The following is a 21020-nucleotide window of genomic DNA, read 5'->3' on the forward strand; positions in this document are numbered from 1 at the left end:
CTCGAAACCATTCCGGGATTAGGCCCGGTGAGTTGCGCCGGTATTCTCGCCGAAATTGGCGACATTGAACGCTTTGAGAACCAAGCCGCAATCGCCAAATTTGCAGGATTGTTTTGGCCGCGTCACCAATCGGGTGACTATGAGGCGGATGACAAAATGCTTGCGCGTACAGGCAATCGTTATCTCCGGTATTACCTGGTTGAGGCTGCCAATCTGGTCCGGCGACACGAACCTGAATACCGCGCCTTTTACCAAAAGAAGTATCGTGAAGTGCAGAAGCACTCACACAAACGCGCCCTCGTCTTAACGGCAAGAAAACTGGTGCGCCTGATCGATGCGCTGCTCCGCAACGGTCAAATTTATGCGCCGAAAAAGAAGGTGACGCGATGAGGTAACCTTCATCGATAACCTTGGTCTCGTTTACTTCCAGTTATTTACAATATACTGGAGGTTTGGTTTAGTGCACCCTTTTTTATGACATATGGCCAAAAGAATTTCCAATTCACTTGTTTTTAACTCTTGACATCACACCGTAGGACTTTTGGTAGATTTTATGGTTTTTAGATCATATGCAGTTTTTGTGCGACTTAATCGGAACAAGTCGCATTTTTTTGTCGGTACATGTCGGACATGTGCGACAGGGGGGAGGGCAAAGAAGCAAGTCGTTATGGTGCTGTCAATCTCTAATGTGTCCAACCTGGTTCGACGTTTTATACCTATTGACCCACGGTCAAAATTATTATCCTCGTATTGTAAAGACAATATTGGGGGTAATAAAGAATGAAAAGTATAGACGAAATTTTTGAACCAAAAGGAACACCGAAACAATTGCTTAAACAAAAAATAGTCCGATTGAATAAAGGCAAACGCGAATTGCGAATGCAGGGGTTTAGGGGGAAAGAGTTCGCAATTGAAGTATATAAACTGAAGAGAAGAGAGGATCAGATATTAGAGACAGGGGTTTTGGTATCATATCGAAAGGCAAACAAGGTAGTGAAAGAGATCATTCATCAACATTTGTTGGAAACAGGGAAAATCCATAATTTCGTTAAACGGACATTGGATTCAAGATTACACGATTTGAATATCACAACTCAGCAATTTGAACAGTTTGCGTTACAAAACAACCTGTTTGGCAGAATTTATGCCAATATTCCTGGCGAAGAAAACATATTTTTTCCATGTCAATTGGTGTCGAAAAATGTAGCATGGATTTCAAAAGATCAAAAAGGCGTTTATCGGTATTTCACCAAGCGGCCAAATGGACGGACGATTGGATTCAATATTTTTGATTTTATTGAAACAGTGGAAGGGATAGGGATTGGAACGCATGTTGCTGACAGCTTTATCAAAGCTCGTCAAGAACTGGCCAAACTGTTTCATATCCTGGAACTTCACGATGAATGGAGTCTCCAGGAGAATCAAAAGTATGAATATAATTTAGATTTGCTTCAGGATGGGATAGCTCGAATAAAACAGAGACAACCGATACTTTATGATTATACAAAAGGCTTTGTTCCGCTGTTGATTTTGCTAAACTCTTGGGGGAAGGAGCATATTTATCCAAAGTTTCGTTGCAACGGAGAAGCGGTTTTCTTTGTTTCTTCCACTGAGCTTAAGAATAGGTTGGGGGATCTTTATGAGAGGTCTACGATAACAAGAGCAATCAATATGTTGGCTTTAATCGGTCTCCTCATCAAAATCCCGCACACAGAACTTTCGGATGAACTTTGGGAGATTGCAAAAGGGATTCATGGAGGGAGAAAAGGGCATAAGTTCATCAATTTTTACCAAATTCCACGGTATACAGATAACATTTTGGCGGAAGCGGAACAGGTCGTCACAAATCTTCTTCAACATGGAATGAGCAACGTCGGCAAAATTACGAAAGAAAAAATTGAAACGTTTTTTGGCAAAGAATATGCCTTGAGAGTTTTCCCTCCAACAAGAAACATTGAAGATCCGCCAAAAGCAGATAATTTTGACGACATTCCTTTTTAAGCGGGGCAAAAAAAGCTTCGCTTTTTAATTTTGCTATAGCAAAATCACTTTAGTGATTTACCGTGATAAAGTCGATTGTCAACAAGTTGTTATTCACTTTGGAAATTGAATAATTCCAAAAAGCAAGATCGTTTTGGTCTTATAGTTCATAGTCACCCTTTGGGTGACTACGGCGTTCGTAAGGAACGCCCAACTTATGGGTATTGCATTGCAATCAGGCTTCGAAGAAGCCGAACTTGGAGATAATGTTTTTTCAACAATAATGAATATTCTTGGGGATTTTGCAAACATAATAAAGTCTATTATTTGTGTTTGACGAGAAGATGGTGCGGGCAAGTCCCTGAATATCGGTGTTGATCTGTCCTGTTTCTCGAAAGAGATAGGGGGCATTTTTATTAATTGATTTGGTATAGTTTTGCAAAATGATTTATGAAAAAAGAGATTTTAATCCCTCATCTTCCAGCAACTCTTCAATGTCCGCGAAATCGTAGACGCCCAATTCGATGCAACCCAAAACAATCTGATCCCTTAGATCGCAATCGGAAAAGGTATACCCAGCTTTCGCCAACAGTTCATGTGTTTGTTTCAAGTCGCATCTGAAAAGAATGGCAATACGCAAAATAACCTCTTTCGAAGGTCTTTCATATTTATCGTTGAGCAGTTTTGACCAGTATTGGCGGGTGATTTGAGCCTGTCCAAAAAACGCCTCATTGTAATGGAACCGTCCCTTATCAGCGGCTAATTTTCGTATATATTTGCCCAGGGATAAGGTGTTCTGTGCAGTCCTGAGTCTTGATTGGATGGCACTTAATTGATAACTGCTCAAACTGTGCCCAAATACAGTTGTGCCCTCAGTTTGGTTTTCATAGATTGCAGAATATTTCTTGTTTTTCTGAAGAAAATCATCGGAAAAGGCTAGTTCTTTGATTTTTTGTTTCAGATTAGCGTCTAATTTACCCATCTGTTGCCTCCTCTTATGTTGCCTGTCAGGCGACAATTTCCTTCTATTTAATATATACAATGAATCCAGAGACAGGCAAAACAGGGGGAGGGCTGAACAAGCAATTTCAACGTGAAGCCCTGTTTAAATCTCAAATCGAAAGGAACGTGAGTGCATGTTGAATGAACTTCGAAGTCTGGTGTCAGATATTCAATTTGCAGAAACGGAATTGAAAAGATTAACAAGGGAGAATCAGAAAACAGGTGAAGGGATGATAGAGCAGGTATTTGAAATCGCCAAAAACGTCCTGACATTTGAACCCATTTTTAAAAAGGCGTCAATGTTCGGGACGCGAATGGAGCAAAGGGAATATTTTTACCGATCGGACGGAGAATTGCTAAAGGGGTTTTTGATCAATTCCTCACTTGAATATTCGGGCAATGCCAATGGTGAAGAAACAGAGGAATTCAACGAGTTGTTTTTGACGGAAGACAGGAAACTCATATGTTTTTACACTGTCCATAAATATCCAGATTCTCGAAAACATTCGATGCAACATGAAGTAACTCGATTTGAAGCCCATTTTGATGATGAGGAAATATACTATGGCTCGGTCATAAGGAGCTTGTCGAAAATGCTGAAAAGCAGGTATCAAGAGTTGATGACGAGGAAAGAGCTTATGCTTGAACGGTTAAAGGATTTGGATTCAGTACGGATTGATGTGGAGGAATTTTAGGTTCATTACCAACCGAAGTATAGCGGCGGAGGTGGTGAGGAATTTATTCATGAAAGATTTTAAAACATTGACATTGTACCAAAAAGCGATTGCCTTGGAAGACGAAATCGACGAGATCGTAAAAAATTTCCCGCAAGACGAAAAGTATCGGTTGGTGGATCAGCTCATACGATGTGTCACGAGCATCGGTGCAAACATCGCTGAATCGAATGGCGGGCAGTATGCAGGGCGTGAGCGGTACCATTTGGGGATCGCATTCGGATCGGCTAACGAGACCCGCTATTGGATTGAAAGGGCTTTCAGAAAGGGCTACATTGATAAACAAACGTTTGAGCGGCTGGATGAAAAAGCCCAGGAACTTCGCCGAATTATGGTCGGGATGTTCAAGCGGCTGAATCAGTCGGCGTAATTCCTTTGAACTATAAGCACCCTTTTGGGTGCGATTCTACATATGTGAAATACCCCCAATACTGCTCCTTTCCTCACAACAGTCAAAATCCCTTTTTGCAATTTGGAGGAAATGCTGTATCACAATTACAATTGACAAGCGATGTGTGCATATATAGTATGATTGTAGTAATTTCCTATGGTTTAGATAAGAATCGATATGATACGACATTTGAAATGGGGAATAAAGAACTACAACAAAGGGCTTATATTTGGAGGGGAGAGGAATTATAATGGGCATTTTTATCAAAAAAACAAAAACGTGGAAGGAATATATGAGCTTTTCTCATTCAACAGACATATCTCAGATTGAAGAACGAGCCAAAGAGAAATTAATGTTTTTGAGCATCAATCAAGACACGTTAAATCATGTTAGGGAATCCGCTCGAATTCTAAATCCATATAAAGCTGAGATTATACATCAATTTTACGAAAAACTCCAGTCTGTTGATCATTTGAAGCAAATTATCCTTGAACATTCCACTATAGATCGACTGCGACAAACAATGGAGAGGTACTTAGACCAGTTTCTTCATGCAGATATCAATCATGAATACATTATGACAAGAATCGTAATCGGTCAAGTCCATAGCCGTATTCATTTGACGGCAGAACATTTCATTTCTGCTCATCATTTGTTAATCCATCTCATGACATCAATCCTGATGGAAAAGTTGTACCAAAATCCCCACCAAATGATGCAGATGGTTCTTGCCGTACAAAAACTAGCGGCCTATGATCAACAACTTATCGTTGAAGTGTACATGGAAGAAACCTTGAAATCTTTCTTATTTGGTGTTTCAGATTTACTTAACCATACGACCCGATTAGACACAACGAAACAATTGATTATGTCGATGGACAAGCAGATGGAGGAAAGTTATAGTGTGACGGCGGCTACAGAACAGATGAGTGCTTCGATTCAAGAAGTTGCCAATCATGCTGTAAGAGTAGCTGAAGGAACCGATGAAGCAGTGCGATCCGCTGATCAAAGTAAAGTGGAGATCGATGAAGCTTTGGATGATATTAGTCGGGTTGGAGATGTCTATTATCAAGTAGTCGAACAAGTCAACCAACTCGACAATGAAATTGGACATATTCAACAAGTCGTTAAAATCATAAAGGAAATTGCAGATCAAACCAATTTGCTTGCTTTAAATGCAAGCATCGAAGCGGCTCGTGCTGGTGAGCAAGGAAGGGGTTTTTCTGTTGTTGCGTCAGAGGTTCGAAAATTAGCCGAACATACAAAGGAACAAATCAATCAGATTACTTCAAATATGAACTCTTTGCGTCATGTATCCGCCAAGGTCATTCAACAGATAAAGCAAACGGGCGAACTTGTTGGAAAGACTGTAGCGGGTGCACAGCATGCCAGGGAAGTGATCGCACAGATTGTTTCAACGATGAAAGAGATTAGCCATTCTACATCTCAAATTGCGGCAATGACCGAAGAACAGTCTGCTGTGATTACGGAGATTACAGAACGAAATTCTGTTATTCACGATCATAGTATTCACACCCGAGAAGTCGCAAAAGAAACTGCAAAGATTATCTACGATTTGAGTATCAAAATGGATGAATATCGAAATTCCTTCTTTGGAATTAATGTAAAACTCAATTCGAATGATTTGGTTCGGGTAGCCAAAACAGACCATCTTATTTGGAAGTGGAAAATCTATAACATGTTGTTAGGAATTCAAACAATCGATTCAAATCAAGTTATTTCCTATGAGGCTTGCAGGCTTGGCAAATGGTATTACGGAGATTTGCCTCCATTTGTAAAAGAAAATTCTGCATATCAGGAATTAGAAGAGCCTCATAAGCTAGTTCATCATTACGCAAAAATAGCAGTAGAGAATTATGAGAGAGGAAATATTCATGGTGCTGAAGAAGCCTTAAATCAACTTGAACAAGCTTCAGATCAAGTGATTCATCTGCTATCGAAATTAGAAGATAATCTCTCAAAAAAATAACCCGAAACCATACATTAGATGCGGGAAAATAAAGTCAATCATTTAACAAACGAGAATCCCCTTTTTCTTAAAATGGGAAGGTTCTCGTTTGTTTGTTTTTGCATGCAAATGAAATTTTTTGCAGAATTGAAAATCTGTTAACTTAACAATAAAATAAGAGTGAAAGGAGAGGGGTGGATTTGGATATTTTAAGATTAACAGAAAATATAATCACCCAAGCTTTTGAAGAACAAAACGCACTTCTTTTACAAAAAGAAAAAACCTTCTTGCTATACTCCTATGCGATGGTGATGGCTGAGACATATCCTCAGATAGAATATATAAAGCCAACAAATGTACAGCTCAGAGTAGATCCAGACTTCATGTATGAGGAGAACTATGTTTTATCCCTTAAGAAAATGCTGACTTACATAGAACGGATCCTACAGCAACAACTGGATTTGATTGAAGCCAAACTGCTTTTTGACTCTTGGTTTTACGGTTCTACTGATGCTGGGAGTTTGCAATATGTCTATCATGAATCAGAGCTGGTCAATATTTCGGAGGCGGCTGATTACCTCAGTGTTTCCCGCACTATTATTTACAAAAATATCGAACGTGGCCTAGAGACGGTCGGGGAAAAGTACAATCAGAAAATTCCACGCTTTATGCTTGGGGCATGGAAAAAACCAGAAGTTGCTTTCCAACTACAATGGGTTGCTCAATTGAAAAGAGCAAGGGAACAGACAATTGACCAGCCTTGACGATGTTTATAAGCAAATTGCCGAATTTGAGAAAAAATTCAGAGGTTCATTCTATACCCTATTTTCCAATATGACCGAGCAAGAAATGGATGCACACCCTGAAGCAGTCGATATCCACGATTGGCGTGAACTGGAAAAGGAGAAACAGGAGCTTCTTGGCAGGTTAAGGGATGAGCGATGAGGGGAGTCTGTATTTTGTGCATTCCATTACTAAAAATGGCGTAATTAAGTTATGTGGCGAGATTTTTCGTTCTTAAATGCCCCTAAATTATTAAGGTGAACGGGAAAATGATCTTTACTCTCCACATAATCAATAATTATGTAGTCAAGTTATTTGTCAGGTTCGATATGGCCAAAATTTGGGCTAATACTTGAAAAGACGAGAAATGTCCAATACAATTATTTTAATCACATAACCATTAAAAAAGTGCTTTTTCATGTGGATGATGTTTCAGCTTAAAAAAAAAGCGGAACGTTGCCCATTTGAAACAGCACTTTTTTTGTTGTCTGGCAAAGAAGGGGAGAGGAATTTGTACCTGGATCAATTTCGCGAAGAATTGACGCGGGAAGGAAAGAGTTCGCTAACAGTGGAAGCGTATTTGACAGACATTAGGCAATTTCAATCTTGGCTTAAGGATACATTGGGATACGAGAGCGACACCATTACGGAAACCGATGTGCGAGAGTACCGACAACATCTGAACTTGCACAAAAAACTCAAACCGACAAGCATTAATCGGAAACTGAAAAGCATTGTTTTGTTTCAGCGTTTTTTGGTGAATACAGGTGTTTGTAAAGAGGAAATTCAATTGAACAAAGTGTTAATGAAACATACCACTGAGCTAGATCGGGAAATTAAAGTCGTTGAAAAAACAGATTTGTATCGGTTGAAAAGAACGATTGAAGCGGAAAACAACAAACGAGATATTTGCATTTACTACTTACTTTTTGGAACGGGAATCAGATGTTCGGAGTTAGTGAATATCGAACTGGATGACATTGTTCTGACAGAACGTAACGGCAAGAACAATTACAGCTATATCCTCATTCGCAACGGCAAAGGGAACAAGTCGCGAAAAGTGAACCTGAATGCCGCAACGGTGAATGCGGTTAAGGAATATTTAAATGTGCGTCCACACACGGATTCGAACAAACTGCTCATTGGACAGCGGGGGCCTCTTACGCGATTGGCAATAAACAAAATCCTGGACAAATACAGCAGGAAAGCCCAATTGTCCGAGAAAATAAATCCCCATGCGGCTCGCCACACTTTTTGTTCCCAATTGATCAAAAGCGGCGTTGATCCAAAGACGGTTTGCCTCTTGACAGGGCATAGTTCCGTCGATCTTGTATATCGATTCTACGTCAATTCCAGTGCGGAAGATAAGCAAAGAGCGGTTGACGGGTTGCAAATCTGATTCCCTGAAACCATACAATCTTACCTTATTTAAAGTGAAAGTGCCATGAGTTGTTGCAGGCACAGTGCCGTTTCAAAAAAACGGATGCTGTTGTCTAAATGCGAACTCATGGCACTTTTTCTTTTCTGGCAATGGAGGTGAAGCAAGTGGCAAGAAGTTCAGATTGGACAGAAGCAAAACTGAAACGATTTTTGGCGGAGGGTCGGGGGCAAGGTGAACGTGAAAACTACCGCCCTTGGCTGACGGTAATGGATATTCCCAGTCGCGGCAGAGCTAGCCGTGTGTTTTCAAGAAAGTGCAACCGTGTGGTGCATCTGCTCACCGACACACAACTTCGATACTTTTACCTGCTGGAATGGGATGAATCGATATTTGACATCAAGGAACAGTTTCCACTCCTGGATGTGGAAACCATCGTGGATCAAATGGACGAGTCGCTCTTAAAGCGGCTGAAGGATCCCAAAACGGAAGTGCCGCATGTGATCACCACAACGTTTGTGATGACGGCAAGGGATCAACAAGGCAGGGAAATCCAGTATGCCCGTGCCATCAAAGATGCCGCCGAATTGGAGAAAAAGGCGACATTGGAGAGATTGGAAATTCAGCGGCGGTATTGGGAGGAACGCCATGTGGATTTTGCCGTTGTGACCCAGCACGAAATTCCCGTTCAACGGAGCCGCAATATTGAATGGGTGTTGTCTGCCTTGAATGTCGAGGATTACGGTTTTTCCTCAACGCAAATTCAAGAATACGCCTCGATTCTACAAGAGAAACTGTTGTCCTCTGACCAAAGGATCCGTACCATCCTGGCTTCCTTTGAAAGGGAGATGAAAGAAGAGGCGGGAACAGGTCTCCTGGTGTTCAGGTACTTGATCGCTTCCCGACTCATCCAGATCAACATGGATGCAGACATTCAGTTGTCTGCGACACCCAAGGATCTTGGGCTAAAGGTCAATATGCTTCAGGGAGGGGAGAGGAGATTTGGAGCTGTGCGTTAACACGGTCATCCGCTATGTCGGTGACCAGCGGCTTGAACGCATCCTTTGGATCGATGCGGAACAAAAAGCATGCTTTGTCATCGACATTCAAGGCAGGGAATTTCCAAAAAGCCGTTGGCTGGAGGAAATTCAATACGGCATTGAACAAGGCTTGATCGTAATGGAAGAATCCGATCCTTGGGCTTGCTTTGTTGATCCGCAAATGATGTCTGCCAAGGAAAAAGAGAAGTGGGATAAGGATTGGCAAATTGTTCAGGCGATTGCTTCGAAAGATTTTGAACCGCAAATCTTTGTTTCAGCCGAACGGTCGAAGCTCATTCGCCAGGCGGCGGAGAGGTTTGGATTGTCGGAAAAGCAGATTGGGAGAATCCTCAAAAGATATTGGAGCCGAGGCAAAACCAAGCTGGCGGTATTGCCCGATTTTGCCAACCGCGGCGGGAGGGGAAAAGAACGGAAGCAGACGGCAAGGAAACGGGGCAGGCCCAAAAAGTTTGATTCCATCTACGGGGAAATGAATGTGAGCGAAGAGGTCAAAAAGATTTTTCGGATTGCTCTGGACAAATATTACTATAAAGCCAATCGCCCCTCCCTCCGCTGGGCGTATGAACAAATGTTGAAGGAATATTGCTCAGAGGTTCGCAAACTGGACAACGGAGTCGAGCTTCCCGTCATGGAAAGCGGCACGGCGATTCCTTCGTTTTCACAGTTCCGATACTGGTTTCGCAAATGGCGGGATTTGAAAAAAGAAATCTCCTTGCGGGAGAGTGCAAAAAAGTTCCATCAACGGTACCGCCCCGTTTTGGGTTCCACTCAGCAGGATGTGTTTGGTCCAGGATCCGTCTATCAAATCGATGCAACGGTTGCCGATGTTTATTTGGTCAGTTCATTTGACCGCACAAAAATTATTGGGCGTCCTGTGCTGTACCTGGTGATGGACGGGTACAGCCGAATGATTGCGGGTCTATACGTTGGGCTGGAGGGTCCAAGCTGGCAAGGAGCGATGATGGCGTTGAAACATGCGTGCGAATCGAAGGTGGAATGGTGCCGTCAATTTGGGATTGAGATCCGTGAAGAAGATTGGCCATGCGTGTATTTGCCTGAATCGATTTTGGCGGACAGAGGAGAACTGCTTTCCGACAAGGCGTTGTCCATCATCGAGCATTTGCAAATTGCGGTGAAAAACACTTCCCCGTATCGCCCCGACTGGAAAGCAGTGGTGGAAAAACATTTTGACCTCATTCAAACGCATGTAAAACCGTTTTTGCCTGGAGCAATTCAAGAGGACTTTCAGGAGCGGGGAGCCAAAGATTATCGGCTGAACGCCACACTTACCATCCCAGAGTTCACGCAAATCCTCATTAAATGTGTGTTGTACTACAATAATCGACATTATTTGACAGGATACCAGCGGGATGCTGAACAGATTGCACAAGATGTTCAGCCAATTCCCATTCAACTTTGGAACTTTGGCATCCAGCACCGTTCGGGAAGGCTCCGCAGGGTGTCGGAAGATGTTTTGCGTTTCAATCTGTTGCCGACGGCGGAAGCGACGGTGACGCCTGGCGGCATCCGTTTCCAAGGCATGTATTACAGTTGTCCTACAGCGTTGAAGGAAAAATGGTTTGTTCATGCTCGCACACATGGCACACGAAAGTTGGTTGTTTCTTTCGACCCGCGGAATGTCAGCCAGATATTTTTGCGGTTAGGCCGAACATCGTACGATGTGTGCAATTTGCTGGAGTCCCAGGCTCGGTATCGCAATCTAAGTCTGGAAGACGTGAACTACCTGCTTGCATGGGAGAAATATAATCAGGCGACATCGCAAGACCTGGAATTGCGGGAGCGAATAACGCTGGCGGCGGAAATTGAGGCGATTGTCGTAGAAGCCAGGAAGAAAACCCATGCAGAATCCATTCCTATGTCCAAATCTCAAAAACTGAGGGACATTCGAGAGAACAGGCGGCAAGAGAAAGAACGAAACCGAAAACAGGAAAGTTTTTCGTTGGTGAGATCTTCAGCAAGTGAACGTGTGGTACAGCGGAATGAGGAGGAACAAGACGAACGAAGCTATTTTGGATTATTGAAGCAAAAACAGGAGGATGCGTTTTGTGGAGATCGTTAGATTGCCAAACGGAACGGAAGCGGTTGTTGCGGAGTATCACAAGCAGGTCATTCCAGATTTTGCGGGCAATCCATGGATCGAGGCGTTGCCAGACATTTTATCGCCTGAACAGGTGATCGAAGCATTGTCCAGTTATCCGCCGATGGATTCGTTGGAAAGACAGTTGGAACCGCATCTTCGCATTCACCTGATCCCGCAACGGTTTTCCCAATACTTTCAGCCTCTGGAACAACATCTGGTGCTTTATGATGCGATTTCGTCAATGATTCGGGGCGGATATGCGGAACGCAATCCGCTTTCGCCGTGCGTCATCAGGCGATTATCCCAAACCGAGGACGCAGGGCATAGGGGCAATGTTTATCAGCCGCATTCGACTGCCAAAAGCATGGCGTTGATTGGCATTTCGGGTTCGGGGAAAACCAGCTCGCTGAACAGAATCCTTGCTCTCTTCCCGCAAGTAATCGTTCATTCCGAGTATCAGGGACAAGACTTTCCCAGATACCAGGTCACGCATATTCGTTTGGAGGCCCCATATGACGGGAGCCTAAAGGCTTTATGCTTGCAATTGTTTTCCGCCATCGATACGCTTTTGGGAACGCAGTATCTGGAGAGGTACGGAAACGGAAAATGGTCAACGAACGTGATGATCCCGATTTTGTCCCGACTGTTGCAAAACATGGGAACAGGAATCTTGGTAGTGGACGAGATTCAACATTTAAGTCTCGCCAGAAGCGGCGGTTCCGCCCAAGTGCTCAATTTTTTCACGACCCTGATCAACACCGCCCAAATCCCTGTCCTGCTCGTGGGCACACCGAAAAGTTTGAAGGTGCTCACCTCGGAATTTCGCCAGGCACGACGAAGCTTAAGCGGTTATGGCAGTTTTCTGTGGGATCGTTTGAAAAAAGATGAAAACTGGGCATTGTTTCTGTCAGGATTGTGGCAGTATCAGTGGACAAGGCACGTGGAGGGGCTGACACAGGAATTGTCCGACGTCATGTACGAGGAGACGCAAGGGATTCCCGACGTGGCGGTTAAGTTATTTACAACGGTTCAGGTTCGGGCGATCGTCACGGGAAAGGAAAGAATTACTACCAGTCTGATTCGCAAAGTGGCTAACGAGCAATTGAGGATCATTCGTCCGATGCTTGACGCGTTAAGAAATGGCCGTAGGACACAGTTGCTGGATTATGAGGACATTGTCGTTCCCGATGTGGAAGAATTTATTCAAAGGGAGCGAATTCAAATCGATGTGCAAACTTTTGTCCAGGAGGCACGAAAACGAACTGAATCGAGGCAAGAACAAATTGTGCGGGTGAAAGACGAAGCAATTATCAGGCTTCAGTTATTGGGGATTTCCGAACGACAGGCTTCAGAACTGGTGAAAACCGTTTTAACCGAGCAACCGAATGCTTCCGATGTCAATGAAGTCGTCAAGGCGGCTTTTCAATTATCGATTCAAAAGAAACAGGACAGACAGGGCGGGAAGGTAAACCCTGCGGAAGACGAACGTGACTTGCGGTTGATCGTGAAAAAGGGAAAGGAAGAGGGGATGACCGCTTATGATGCCCTGAAACAGGCAGGCGTCATACGGCTCGACAAGTGGTGTGCGGGGTGATGGCGGGTGCTGGTGTTTTTTCCTACCCCCTATCCCGACGAGCTCCTATATTCCGTTTGTGCCCGTTATCGTAAGCGGACAGGAGATCCAAGTCCCAAGAACCTGCTTCAGGATTTGTTTGGCAAGAACAACGTTCTGGCTTCCGTGGATTTGCCGTCTCATATCGGGGCGTTGGTTGCTCGGCTTCCTGTCGGTTCCAAAATAACGGCGGATCGATTGGTCATGGAGCATACCATGTATCCTTTTTACTCCGCGTTTCTTCCTCCGCAACAAGCAGAAGCAGTATTTTTGGCGATGGTCGGCGGAAGCGGCAACAGCGTTTATACCCGTGCGGGGGTGATGGCCAGTTCAATTCGTTCCGCAACGCATTTTCGGTATTGCCCCATTTGCTTTCAGGAAGATTTGGCTCGGCATGGAGAATTGTATTGGCACCGAATGCATCAAATTCCTGGCTGGGATGTGTGCGTCAAACATGGAACGTGGCTAAACGACAGCAAGGTTGCCCTGCGGCAAACGAACAAACATGTGTTTGCGGAACCGACAGAAGAAAACTGTCCATTGAATCAGGTTGCGTACATAACGGATTCGGAACTGCTTTCGCATTACCGTTCCATTGGCAACGGCATTGAAGCCTTGCTCACGCAACGTTTTCCCCATCGTCCGCTCGATTGGTTCCAGAGGCACTTTGAAGCCAAGCTTCGGCAAAAACATTATGCTTCTTTTATCAGCGGGAAAGTGGATCAAACCAGACTTCGCCAGGATTTTGTTCGTTATTATGGAGAGGAATTTTTGGAGCGGTTGCAGTCCAGCTTGCGGGGAGAAAGCAATTGGCTTGCGTCGATGGTCAGAAAACATCGGCGATCCTTCCATCCCTTGCGACACTTGCTTTTGATAAATTTTTTGGGCATCTCGCTTGAGGAAATGTTTTATCAGGATGAGCAGTACAAGCCGTTTGGGGATGGACCATGGATTTGTCTGAATCCCGCGGCGGAGCATTATCAACAAAAGGTGATTACCGATTTAACCGTAAGCACCTGTGAAAAAAACAAGGGAGTGATTGGTACTTTTTCATGTTCCTGCGGTTTCGTTTATACAAGGCGGGCTGGAGAAAGTGACCCGAACAAAATATCCAGGGTTAAACAATACGGGGAGGTTTGGGAACGCGAATGCCTGCGGCTGGCTAACGAGGGTTTAAGTTTGCGAGAAATTGGCCGAAGGCTTCATGCGGATCCCATGACCGTTAAAAAGCACATCAGGGGAAAGGAAGTGAAGGATGGACGGCGGGATCTGGAGCGGGAACGGGATCGAACCGAGTGGCTTTCCCTTCAACAACAGCATCCGAATTTCTCCAAAACCGAGCTTCGAAAACTGAATCTCGCTCTGTACGCCCGTTTGTATCGCAAGGATCGGATTTGGCTCAATGAGCATTCTCCTGAGCCTGCCCAAAAGAAGACCAGGAACATTAGAGTCGATTGGAATCAACGAGACCTTGAAGTGTTGGCGAAAGTTCAGCATGCCGTAAGTCGAATTTTGGAATCCGACGGAAAGCCCAAAAGACTGACGGTGGGCAGAATTGGGACCATTGCTGGTGTTACGGCCTTGCTGGAAAAACATATGAATCATCTGCCCAAAACGAAGAAATACCTTGAGCGAACAGTCGAGAGCGAAGAACAGTATCGGTTGCGAAAAATTCACTGGGCCATGGAGGAGTTGAAACGGCAAGGCGAACCGTTGCAGGAGTGGAAAGTGCTCAGGAAAGCGGGCATTCGCAAGGAACATGCTCCAATGGAGTTTTCCAGGAAACGCGATTTGATTTTCGTTGAGAAGCTGGAAGAGATTTGATAAGATTAAATCTACTCACAGGTTACTCATTAAGGGAAGATGGAAAATGGGTGAGTGTTCAATTCGCAAAAATAAACATAAAATTCCAATTCAACGCTCAGTCGAAAGACTGGGCGTTTTTAATTGTGTTTTCTTTGAAACAGGATTAGGTCTGAAAGGGGTGATTGCAAATGAAAAAGATGATGGGGAATCTGCAGGATAAACATTGGCTTCAAGATGTCTGCATGGAAATGTTGGCGTGTTTGCTCATGCTTTGTGCTGGCATCGAGATCGGCTCTTTTTTCAAGTCGTTGCTGTTTTAGGGATTGAACATGGTGGATTGGGAGGGAAGGGAAATGATCATTTTTAAGATTAAGGTATCGGAGGAACTGAGGGAAAAAATCAAGCAAACGGTGCTGGAGCAACTGCATGAGGTGGAAGACGGTGAGCCCTTTGCCATCCTCGATGGGGGGCGGGTTATTGTCGGTTACAGGCAAGGCGGCAAGGTAGTGATTGAGCAAATCGTGGATAAAGTGCTCGGTCTCGAAGACATGGCGGGAGACTGACGAAGGGTCGGTATTTACAACCCTTCATAATTCAGGAGGTTCAGGAAATGGATAAAGAAACAGCCGCCCATCATTTCGAAACATCGAAGTTAAAAGAGATCGTGATGCAGTCAAGGGATATCATTTACTACTGCCGCATCAAACCAAAGCCGCAAGTGTTGTTTGTCAATGGGGCCTTGGAGCAGTATTTCGGCAGAGGCTCGGTACAACTGTGTTATGAGCATCCCGAACACATTTACCGTCATTTGCACCCTGATTTCCGTGACATCATCCAGAAAAAATGGAGTGGGGATTTCGACTATGACAAGCCCATCATTCAATGTTGGATGGATGAAAATGGACGGGAACGGTGGTTTGAAGAGGTGGCCACGCCTGTTTATGAGAAGGGTGAGCTCGTTGCAATTCATGGTATTCTCCGAAACATCGATGGGTGGATCCAGCTCCAGAAAGATCTGGAGTATCGGATCTCGCATGACGCTTTGACGGGGGCTTATAGCAGGGATTATTTTGAGAGATTATTGAAAAGATACGATAAAGAAGTAGACGTTCCTATGGCAATCATCCTATGCGACCTGGACGAATTGAAAACGGTGAATGATCACTTCGGACACAGGGAAGGGGATCGACTGATTAAGGAAGCCGCCAAAATACTGATGAATTTTCAGTCGGAAAAAGTGCTTGTTTCAAGAATTGGCGGCGACGAGTTTGCCATCCTGGTCATCGAAATGGATTTATCGGAAGTAAAAAAGCTGGTTGAAAAAATGGATGAAGCCATAAATGGCTACAATAACAGGGATTGGCCGATGAAGATGTCCTATGGATACGCTTATTCCCATTCGTCCAAAGGGAACATGGAGCAATTGTTTGAGGAGGCGGATCGGAACATGTATATCAATAAATTTGGAAAAAAGGAATGAGGTTGAGTTAGCAGAAGGGAAGCCCTCATTCCATGGTTCCGTGAAGGTTTAACCCCCCTTTCAGTATCTGCCTGTTCATGTTCGTGCTTTAATACGATAAAGCTCAGACATCATAGAACCGAATCGCCGTAGATTCTGGATGAATACTGCTTAAAATGAATGAACAGGTAAAAATCGTAAAGGGGGGTTATAAAACATGTATGGTCATCAGTTCTATCGCTTCCCCGTTGAAAGAAGGGTTCAGTTTATCAATACAGAGCTGAACAATGGTCACTATCAGTCGTTGGAGGAATTGGCGGACGATATTTTTCTGGATGTCCAAGATATGAAACGTGAACTGAAACTCCATGGATACACCTTTGTGCCAGAGATCAATCAGTTTGTGAAATATGTGGGCACATCAAAATGACTGCCAGTTTAATGGGCTTCTAAAATCAAGGAAAGGGATCTTGTTTGTGGAATGGAACAAACCAGATATAAGCTGATAATATCGGGCATTAAACTGATATCAGATTTTCGTCCGTTGGATACCATTCATAGTCGTTACGTCCGTGATGTTCTGTGTTCGAACGGCGATCGAAATACAGTCATGATAATGGGAACGATTTGCAGTGAAGATCAGAACAAAAATTTCTTGATTGCAGAAGACCTGTCCGTCTTTTTTCTCAGGCTGTTTTCCCTGTTCGGGGTGAATTGCCGTGTCGAACATTTTGAATTGGACAAGGGCGGCGATGTTTTAAGGGGCTATCCGCCAGTTCCCTTGGTTGATGGTAAGATGCTCAATGATCAAATTGGCAACGTCATGTCTGCTTTTTTTGAACCTCAATCATCCGCTGAGTTTCAAGTTATCCAAGCGTCAACGGGGGTTGATGTTCCACACCATTTTCGCTCTTTGGCGACGTTGTTCTTTGAAGAACTGTGTCCCCATTGGGACGATCATGTTTTGGGAGAATATGTGGAGGCGTTGCTGGAGCGGTATGAAAATCAGTACGAAAAAAGACTGCTGGAACTTATCCATACGTTATGCGATACAGATATCACCGACCCCCGTACCAATCTGAATCAATTATCCAGGTTGCGGTCGGCTATGCAAAACGCTAGCGGATCCAAAAAACTGGACAGTTTCAATGGATGCCGACAAAGCATAATCAGGGGGTGTCCAGGGTTCGAGAACGCAACAATTTCTGAACCAGCGGGATTAGCAATTCATGTGCGGATGAGACGAGCTTCCTGGTTAATCTATCATAGTTGCCTTGTCTCATTTGGGAATAAATCGCTTTGATGCACGCCAATATGGATTGAGCAACATTTTCGTCAATTAACATTGGTTATAATAATGGGTGAGGTAAGTTTTGTCGCTGACCGACATGCGGCTGATAAATGGTCGGTTTGTTAGTCTGTCGCTAACCGATACGCGACTCATCAAATAGTCGGCTTGTAAGTTTGATATTCCATAAAGGTTTTATCACAGTAATGCGTTTGAGGAATATAGCCAACAGAGGTATTCAGTATGGATCGAGAAGAAATCTTCAAAAGCTACAAAGGGAAGAAAGGGAATACGTCCCAAAAAATTCTAAGACCTGCCGAAGAACCTGAATGGTTCAAGTTGCTTAGAAAAGCAAAACGAATTATTGCGTTGAGAAGGCTGGGTTAAATAGTATATGATCTGCCCCACAACTTGTATTGTGGGGCATTTTTTATTTTATTTATCACACATTTCCGAAAAGATACCTTTTCGGAAGAGTTGGAGCGGTCGTAAGCAAATTAACTTGGGTGTTAGACAAACTTTTTAAATGAAGCTCAAAAACTTTATATTTCAAAGATTATTTTCCATATTACTTGACAAAAATAACAATTGGGTAAATAATGAAATTGTCTACATAGATATGGGGGTGTTCGAATGAGAGAGATTCTTGAAAAGTGTATGCTTTTGGATGAGCAAAGGAGTCTGATAGTAAAGGGAATCCAGGAGGGGAAGAAAGAATATCAAACAATAAAAGCTTTGCTTCCTACATTCACAACAAATACTTATGCTCCTCGTTTACAGTACGATTGTGTCAATACTCATGTTGAAAAAATGATCTTAAGCAATCCACATACACAGATGAAGGTTATTAAGAAACAGGCTGGTCTACATCCATACATTGTTATCCATGATACTGTGAGAAACATATTTATCTTGGTTTCAAAATTACCAAAAAACAAATATATTTACAATCCGTGCAGATACCGTGGTGATTTTGCTTCTTCGAATTTCGACCGCCTCTTGGAGCTTGGGGCTCCTGCAAACGAATTGTTGGAGGATTCAGTTTACCAACCGTCATTGTCTCTCGGGCCAGATTATCATCCTTTTGGAATCATAGTAAGTTATGATCGGGATAGTGACATGATTTTCGAGGGTGCTTTAAGACCTGATCAAGAAGATTGGATATATAAAGAAGATATTTCAAATTACATTACACTCAATTCTCAAGACATTATTCCTTTAAACAGCTACAAAGTTGATGATATTGAACCACGCCTTAAAGTACCACAAGAAGATAGCGATATTGTTATTAAATTGAAAAATAAAACTTCATCATAGAACAACACCTTAGATTAGGAGTAATTTCATATGAGTGTAAAACATGAACCAAAGTTCAATCCAAAGAGGCTAAGGGAGGCACGCTTGGTACGCGGCTTGACTATTAGTGAGCTTGCAGAAAAAATTAATGTTTCTAAGCAAGCAATATCTCAATTTGAACTTGGAGAGCATACACCTAAACCAGAAACAATGATGGCGATAATCAATACGCTTAAATTCCCAAAGAGCTTCTTTTATCGAGACTTTAAAGAACAATTTGTTGGAAACACGTTTTTCCGTGCAAATGCAACTGCATCAAAGAAAAGTAAGGAGATTCAGTTTCACAAAACTTTATTAGCTGGGTATATCTACGAATATTTATCAGAATATATTGAGTTTCCAGAGCTAAATTTGCCAGATACTTCCCAGTATTTTAATTCAGAATGGGATAATGATTCAATTGAACAGTTAGCTTATCAAGTTCGTAAACACTGGGAACTTGGGGATAGACCTATTGCAAATATTGTTCACTTATTAGAGAAAAATGGGATCATGGTCTTTTCTGTTGATACTGATAATGAGAAGGTCGATGCTTTTTGCCAACAACGACAAGGCAGGCCTTTCATTTTTCTTGGTAACGATAAATCAGCATTTAGAAGACAGTTTGATGGTGCTCATGAATTAGGCCACATTTTGATGCACAAGGATATAGATAACCAAGATGTTCTTAGTCGGACTGAGTTTAAAAATATGGAGAACCAGGCAAATCGGTTTGCTTCGGCATTTTTGATGCCAGCAGAGGCATTTGCCAAGACAGTGACTTCTACATCATTGCTTCATTTTGTAGAATTAAAAAAATATTGGAATGTATCCATCGCCGCTATGTTACGCAGGTGCTTAGACTTGAAACTGATTGATGAAAGCAAATACACATCTTTGGTAAAGCAAATGTCAATGAAGAAAATGAGAACCAAAGAACCTCTCGATGATGTCGTTCCTTTACAGGAACCTGTTGTTTTAAAGAAAAGTATTTTGTTGTTGTTGGAGAAAAAGATTAAAAATGAACTGCAATTAGTTCAAGAAATATCTGTACCACAAGAATACATCGAAATGTTGTGCAATCTTGAAAAAGGAACTCTTAATTATAAAGAGCCCGAGCCAACAATAAGATTGGTTAAAAAAACGGACGAAACCTAATACAAGAAAGCTCCAGTTCAATTCTGAACGGGAGCTTTAAAAATAAATGAAAAAGAAGGCGTTCAACATTTTGATATTGAATGAAGGTGAATTATGCTCACAATAGAAGAATATATCGCTCGGCGTAAAAAAGAAGATCAATTGAACGAGTTCAGTTTAAAAGATCGAATGGAAAACATGAAAATATGCGTCAATTATGTATTTGAATATTTTAATCAGTACCTCGACGTTTCAAAATTAAATGAGCGAACGGTATTAAATAATGAGCGGCTCGAAAAGTTTAGAAAAACCATCAGTCAACATGATTCGGACATTCAGGAATGGTTGCTCAATAATTATGATGAATACGGTAAAAAAGTGAATCACTCGATCATTAATTACTTAAAAAAGGACGACCTCTTCTATCTTTATTATTTGGATAGCGAATTTAGGAGCATTTCATATGATTGCTACGCTCATTTGATTAATAAGAATCCTTTTTTGAAGGATCAAACAGAAATGCTATTTTTGTTTATTAAGGATTATCATCAAATTCAAGTTCAACAAACAAAATCGGCCTACCAGTTATCTTTTTCAGAAGAAATCGATCAATGGGTTGAAGCGACATGGCAGAAATATAAGGTTGATATAATTGGTTTTTGTAAGGATTGGACTCATCGTTTTTCAGACAATGAAGATCAATGGCCAGTCAGTCATCGAAAGAAAAGCAACAGTAAATGGCGAAAGTATGATTATGATTACAAGCAGAAAAATAATTTATTTAATCTGAATTCACTTTACAAAAGGATTTCGAACAGACCCTTCATAAAAGGTAATAAGCAATATCTTGAATTAATAATGATGTACTTCTGGCTTCATGAAATCGTAGGGGATGAGGACAATTATTGGCAAGAGTATTTAAATAAATCTCTAGTTATTGCCAATTAACAGGTAAACATTTATTGATTATGAGAAAAGGATTGA

Annotated in this window: 21 protein-coding genes; 20 read left to right on the top strand and 1 reads right to left on the bottom strand. The window is 42.5% G+C overall.

Annotated features, from left to right (window positions below; genetic code table 11):
• Positions 1-390 (top strand): IS110 family transposase (locus tag H532_RS17825; protein WP_038111536.1); only part of this gene is annotated, 390 nt, incomplete at its 5' end.
• A gap of 462 nt (positions 391-852) precedes the next feature.
• Positions 853-2001, top strand: a complete 1149-nt coding sequence (locus H532_RS0104535; RefSeq protein ID WP_155994966.1) for a hypothetical protein — start codon at positions 853-855, stop codon at positions 1999-2001.
• Positions 2002-2428: 427 nt separating this feature from the next.
• On the opposite strand, the gene H532_RS0104540 is transcribed toward H532_RS0104535, so the two are convergent.
• Positions 2429-2962 carry a hypothetical protein gene (locus H532_RS0104540; RefSeq protein ID WP_027724516.1) on the bottom strand — a complete coding sequence of 178 codons (534 nt, stop codon included), beginning with the start codon at positions 2960-2962 and terminating at the stop codon, positions 2429-2431.
• Between the two features lie 154 nt (positions 2963-3116).
• On the opposite strand from H532_RS0104540, the gene H532_RS0104545 reads away from it, so the two are divergent.
• From H532_RS0104545 to H532_RS0104635, 18 genes are all read left to right on the top strand, one after another.
• Entirely contained in the window at positions 3117-3677 is a 561-nt protein-coding gene (locus tag H532_RS0104545) for a hypothetical protein (RefSeq protein ID WP_027724517.1), read from the top strand.
• Between the two features lie 49 nt (positions 3678-3726).
• Positions 3727-4086: a four helix bundle protein gene (locus tag H532_RS0104550; RefSeq protein ID WP_038111538.1), complete on the top strand. Its 360-nt coding sequence runs from the start codon at positions 3727-3729 to the stop codon at positions 4084-4086.
• Between the two features lie 271 nt (positions 4087-4357).
• Positions 4358-6097: a methyl-accepting chemotaxis protein gene (locus H532_RS0104555; RefSeq protein ID WP_027724519.1), complete on the top strand. Its 1740-nt coding sequence runs from the start codon at positions 4358-4360 to the stop codon at positions 6095-6097.
• A gap of 179 nt (positions 6098-6276) precedes the next feature.
• Positions 6277-6840: a helix-turn-helix transcriptional regulator gene (locus H532_RS17830; protein ID WP_038111541.1), complete on the top strand. Its 564-nt coding sequence runs from the start codon at positions 6277-6279 to the stop codon at positions 6838-6840.
• Positions 6827-7021 (top strand): hypothetical protein, encoded by a 195-nt coding sequence (locus H532_RS0104565; protein WP_027724520.1) that lies wholly within the window; start codon positions 6827-6829, stop codon positions 7019-7021. Before H532_RS17830 ends, H532_RS0104565 begins: the two co-directional genes overlap by 14 nt.
• A 349-nt stretch (positions 7022-7370) precedes the next feature.
• Positions 7371-8258, top strand: coding sequence for a tyrosine-type recombinase/integrase (locus tag H532_RS0104570; RefSeq protein ID WP_049808538.1), 888 nt, complete (start codon positions 7371-7373; stop codon positions 8256-8258).
• A gap of 146 nt (positions 8259-8404) precedes the next feature.
• A complete protein-coding gene (locus H532_RS0104575) occupies positions 8405-9256 on the top strand; it encodes a heteromeric transposase endonuclease subunit TnsA (protein ID WP_051263138.1) in 852 nt (283 codons plus the stop codon).
• Positions 9240-11378 (top strand): Mu transposase C-terminal domain-containing protein, encoded by a 2139-nt coding sequence (locus tag H532_RS0104580; RefSeq protein ID WP_027724523.1) that lies wholly within the window; start codon positions 9240-9242, stop codon positions 11376-11378. Before H532_RS0104575 ends, H532_RS0104580 begins: the two co-directional genes overlap by 17 nt.
• Positions 11365-12993, top strand: coding sequence for an ATP-binding protein (locus tag H532_RS0104585; protein WP_027724524.1), 1629 nt, complete (start codon positions 11365-11367; stop codon positions 12991-12993). Before H532_RS0104580 ends, H532_RS0104585 begins: the two co-directional genes overlap by 14 nt.
• A gap of 6 nt (positions 12994-12999) precedes the next feature.
• On the top strand, positions 13000-14835 hold the full coding sequence (locus H532_RS0104590; RefSeq protein WP_027724525.1) for a TnsD family Tn7-like transposition protein: 1836 nt from the start codon (positions 13000-13002) through the stop codon (positions 14833-14835).
• A 46-nt stretch (positions 14836-14881) separates the two neighbouring features.
• Positions 14882-15037 carry a hypothetical protein gene (locus H532_RS20195; RefSeq protein WP_155994967.1) on the top strand — a complete coding sequence of 52 codons (156 nt, stop codon included), beginning with the start codon at positions 14882-14884 and terminating at the stop codon, positions 15035-15037.
• Between the two features lie 133 nt (positions 15038-15170).
• A complete protein-coding gene (locus H532_RS0104600) occupies positions 15171-15380 on the top strand; it encodes a hypothetical protein (RefSeq protein WP_027724526.1) in 210 nt (69 codons plus the stop codon).
• Between the two features lie 47 nt (positions 15381-15427).
• On the top strand, positions 15428-16297 hold the full coding sequence (locus H532_RS0104605; protein ID WP_027724527.1) for a sensor domain-containing diguanylate cyclase: 870 nt from the start codon (positions 15428-15430) through the stop codon (positions 16295-16297).
• A 196-nt stretch (positions 16298-16493) separates the two neighbouring features.
• On the top strand, positions 16494-16706 hold the full coding sequence (locus H532_RS0104610; protein WP_027724528.1) for a DUF4250 family protein: 213 nt from the start codon (positions 16494-16496) through the stop codon (positions 16704-16706).
• A 51-nt stretch (positions 16707-16757) separates the two neighbouring features.
• Entirely contained in the window at positions 16758-17579 is an 822-nt protein-coding gene (locus H532_RS0104615) for a hypothetical protein (RefSeq protein WP_027724529.1), read from the top strand.
• 618 nt (positions 17580-18197) lie between these two features.
• A complete protein-coding gene (locus tag H532_RS0104625) occupies positions 18198-18881 on the top strand; it encodes a hypothetical protein (RefSeq protein ID WP_027724530.1) in 684 nt (227 codons plus the stop codon).
• A gap of 30 nt (positions 18882-18911) precedes the next feature.
• Positions 18912-20057 (top strand): helix-turn-helix domain-containing protein, encoded by a 1146-nt coding sequence (locus tag H532_RS0104630; protein WP_027724531.1) that lies wholly within the window; start codon positions 18912-18914, stop codon positions 20055-20057.
• A 93-nt stretch (positions 20058-20150) separates the two neighbouring features.
• A complete protein-coding gene (locus tag H532_RS0104635) occupies positions 20151-20984 on the top strand; it encodes a hypothetical protein (protein ID WP_027724532.1) in 834 nt (277 codons plus the stop codon).
• Positions 20985-21020 lie beyond the last annotated feature (36 nt).

It is taken from the genome of Tuberibacillus calidus DSM 17572 (assembly GCF_000430685.1).
GTDB classification, from domain to species: domain Bacteria; phylum Bacillota; class Bacilli; order Bacillales; family Sporolactobacillaceae; genus Tuberibacillus; species Tuberibacillus calidus.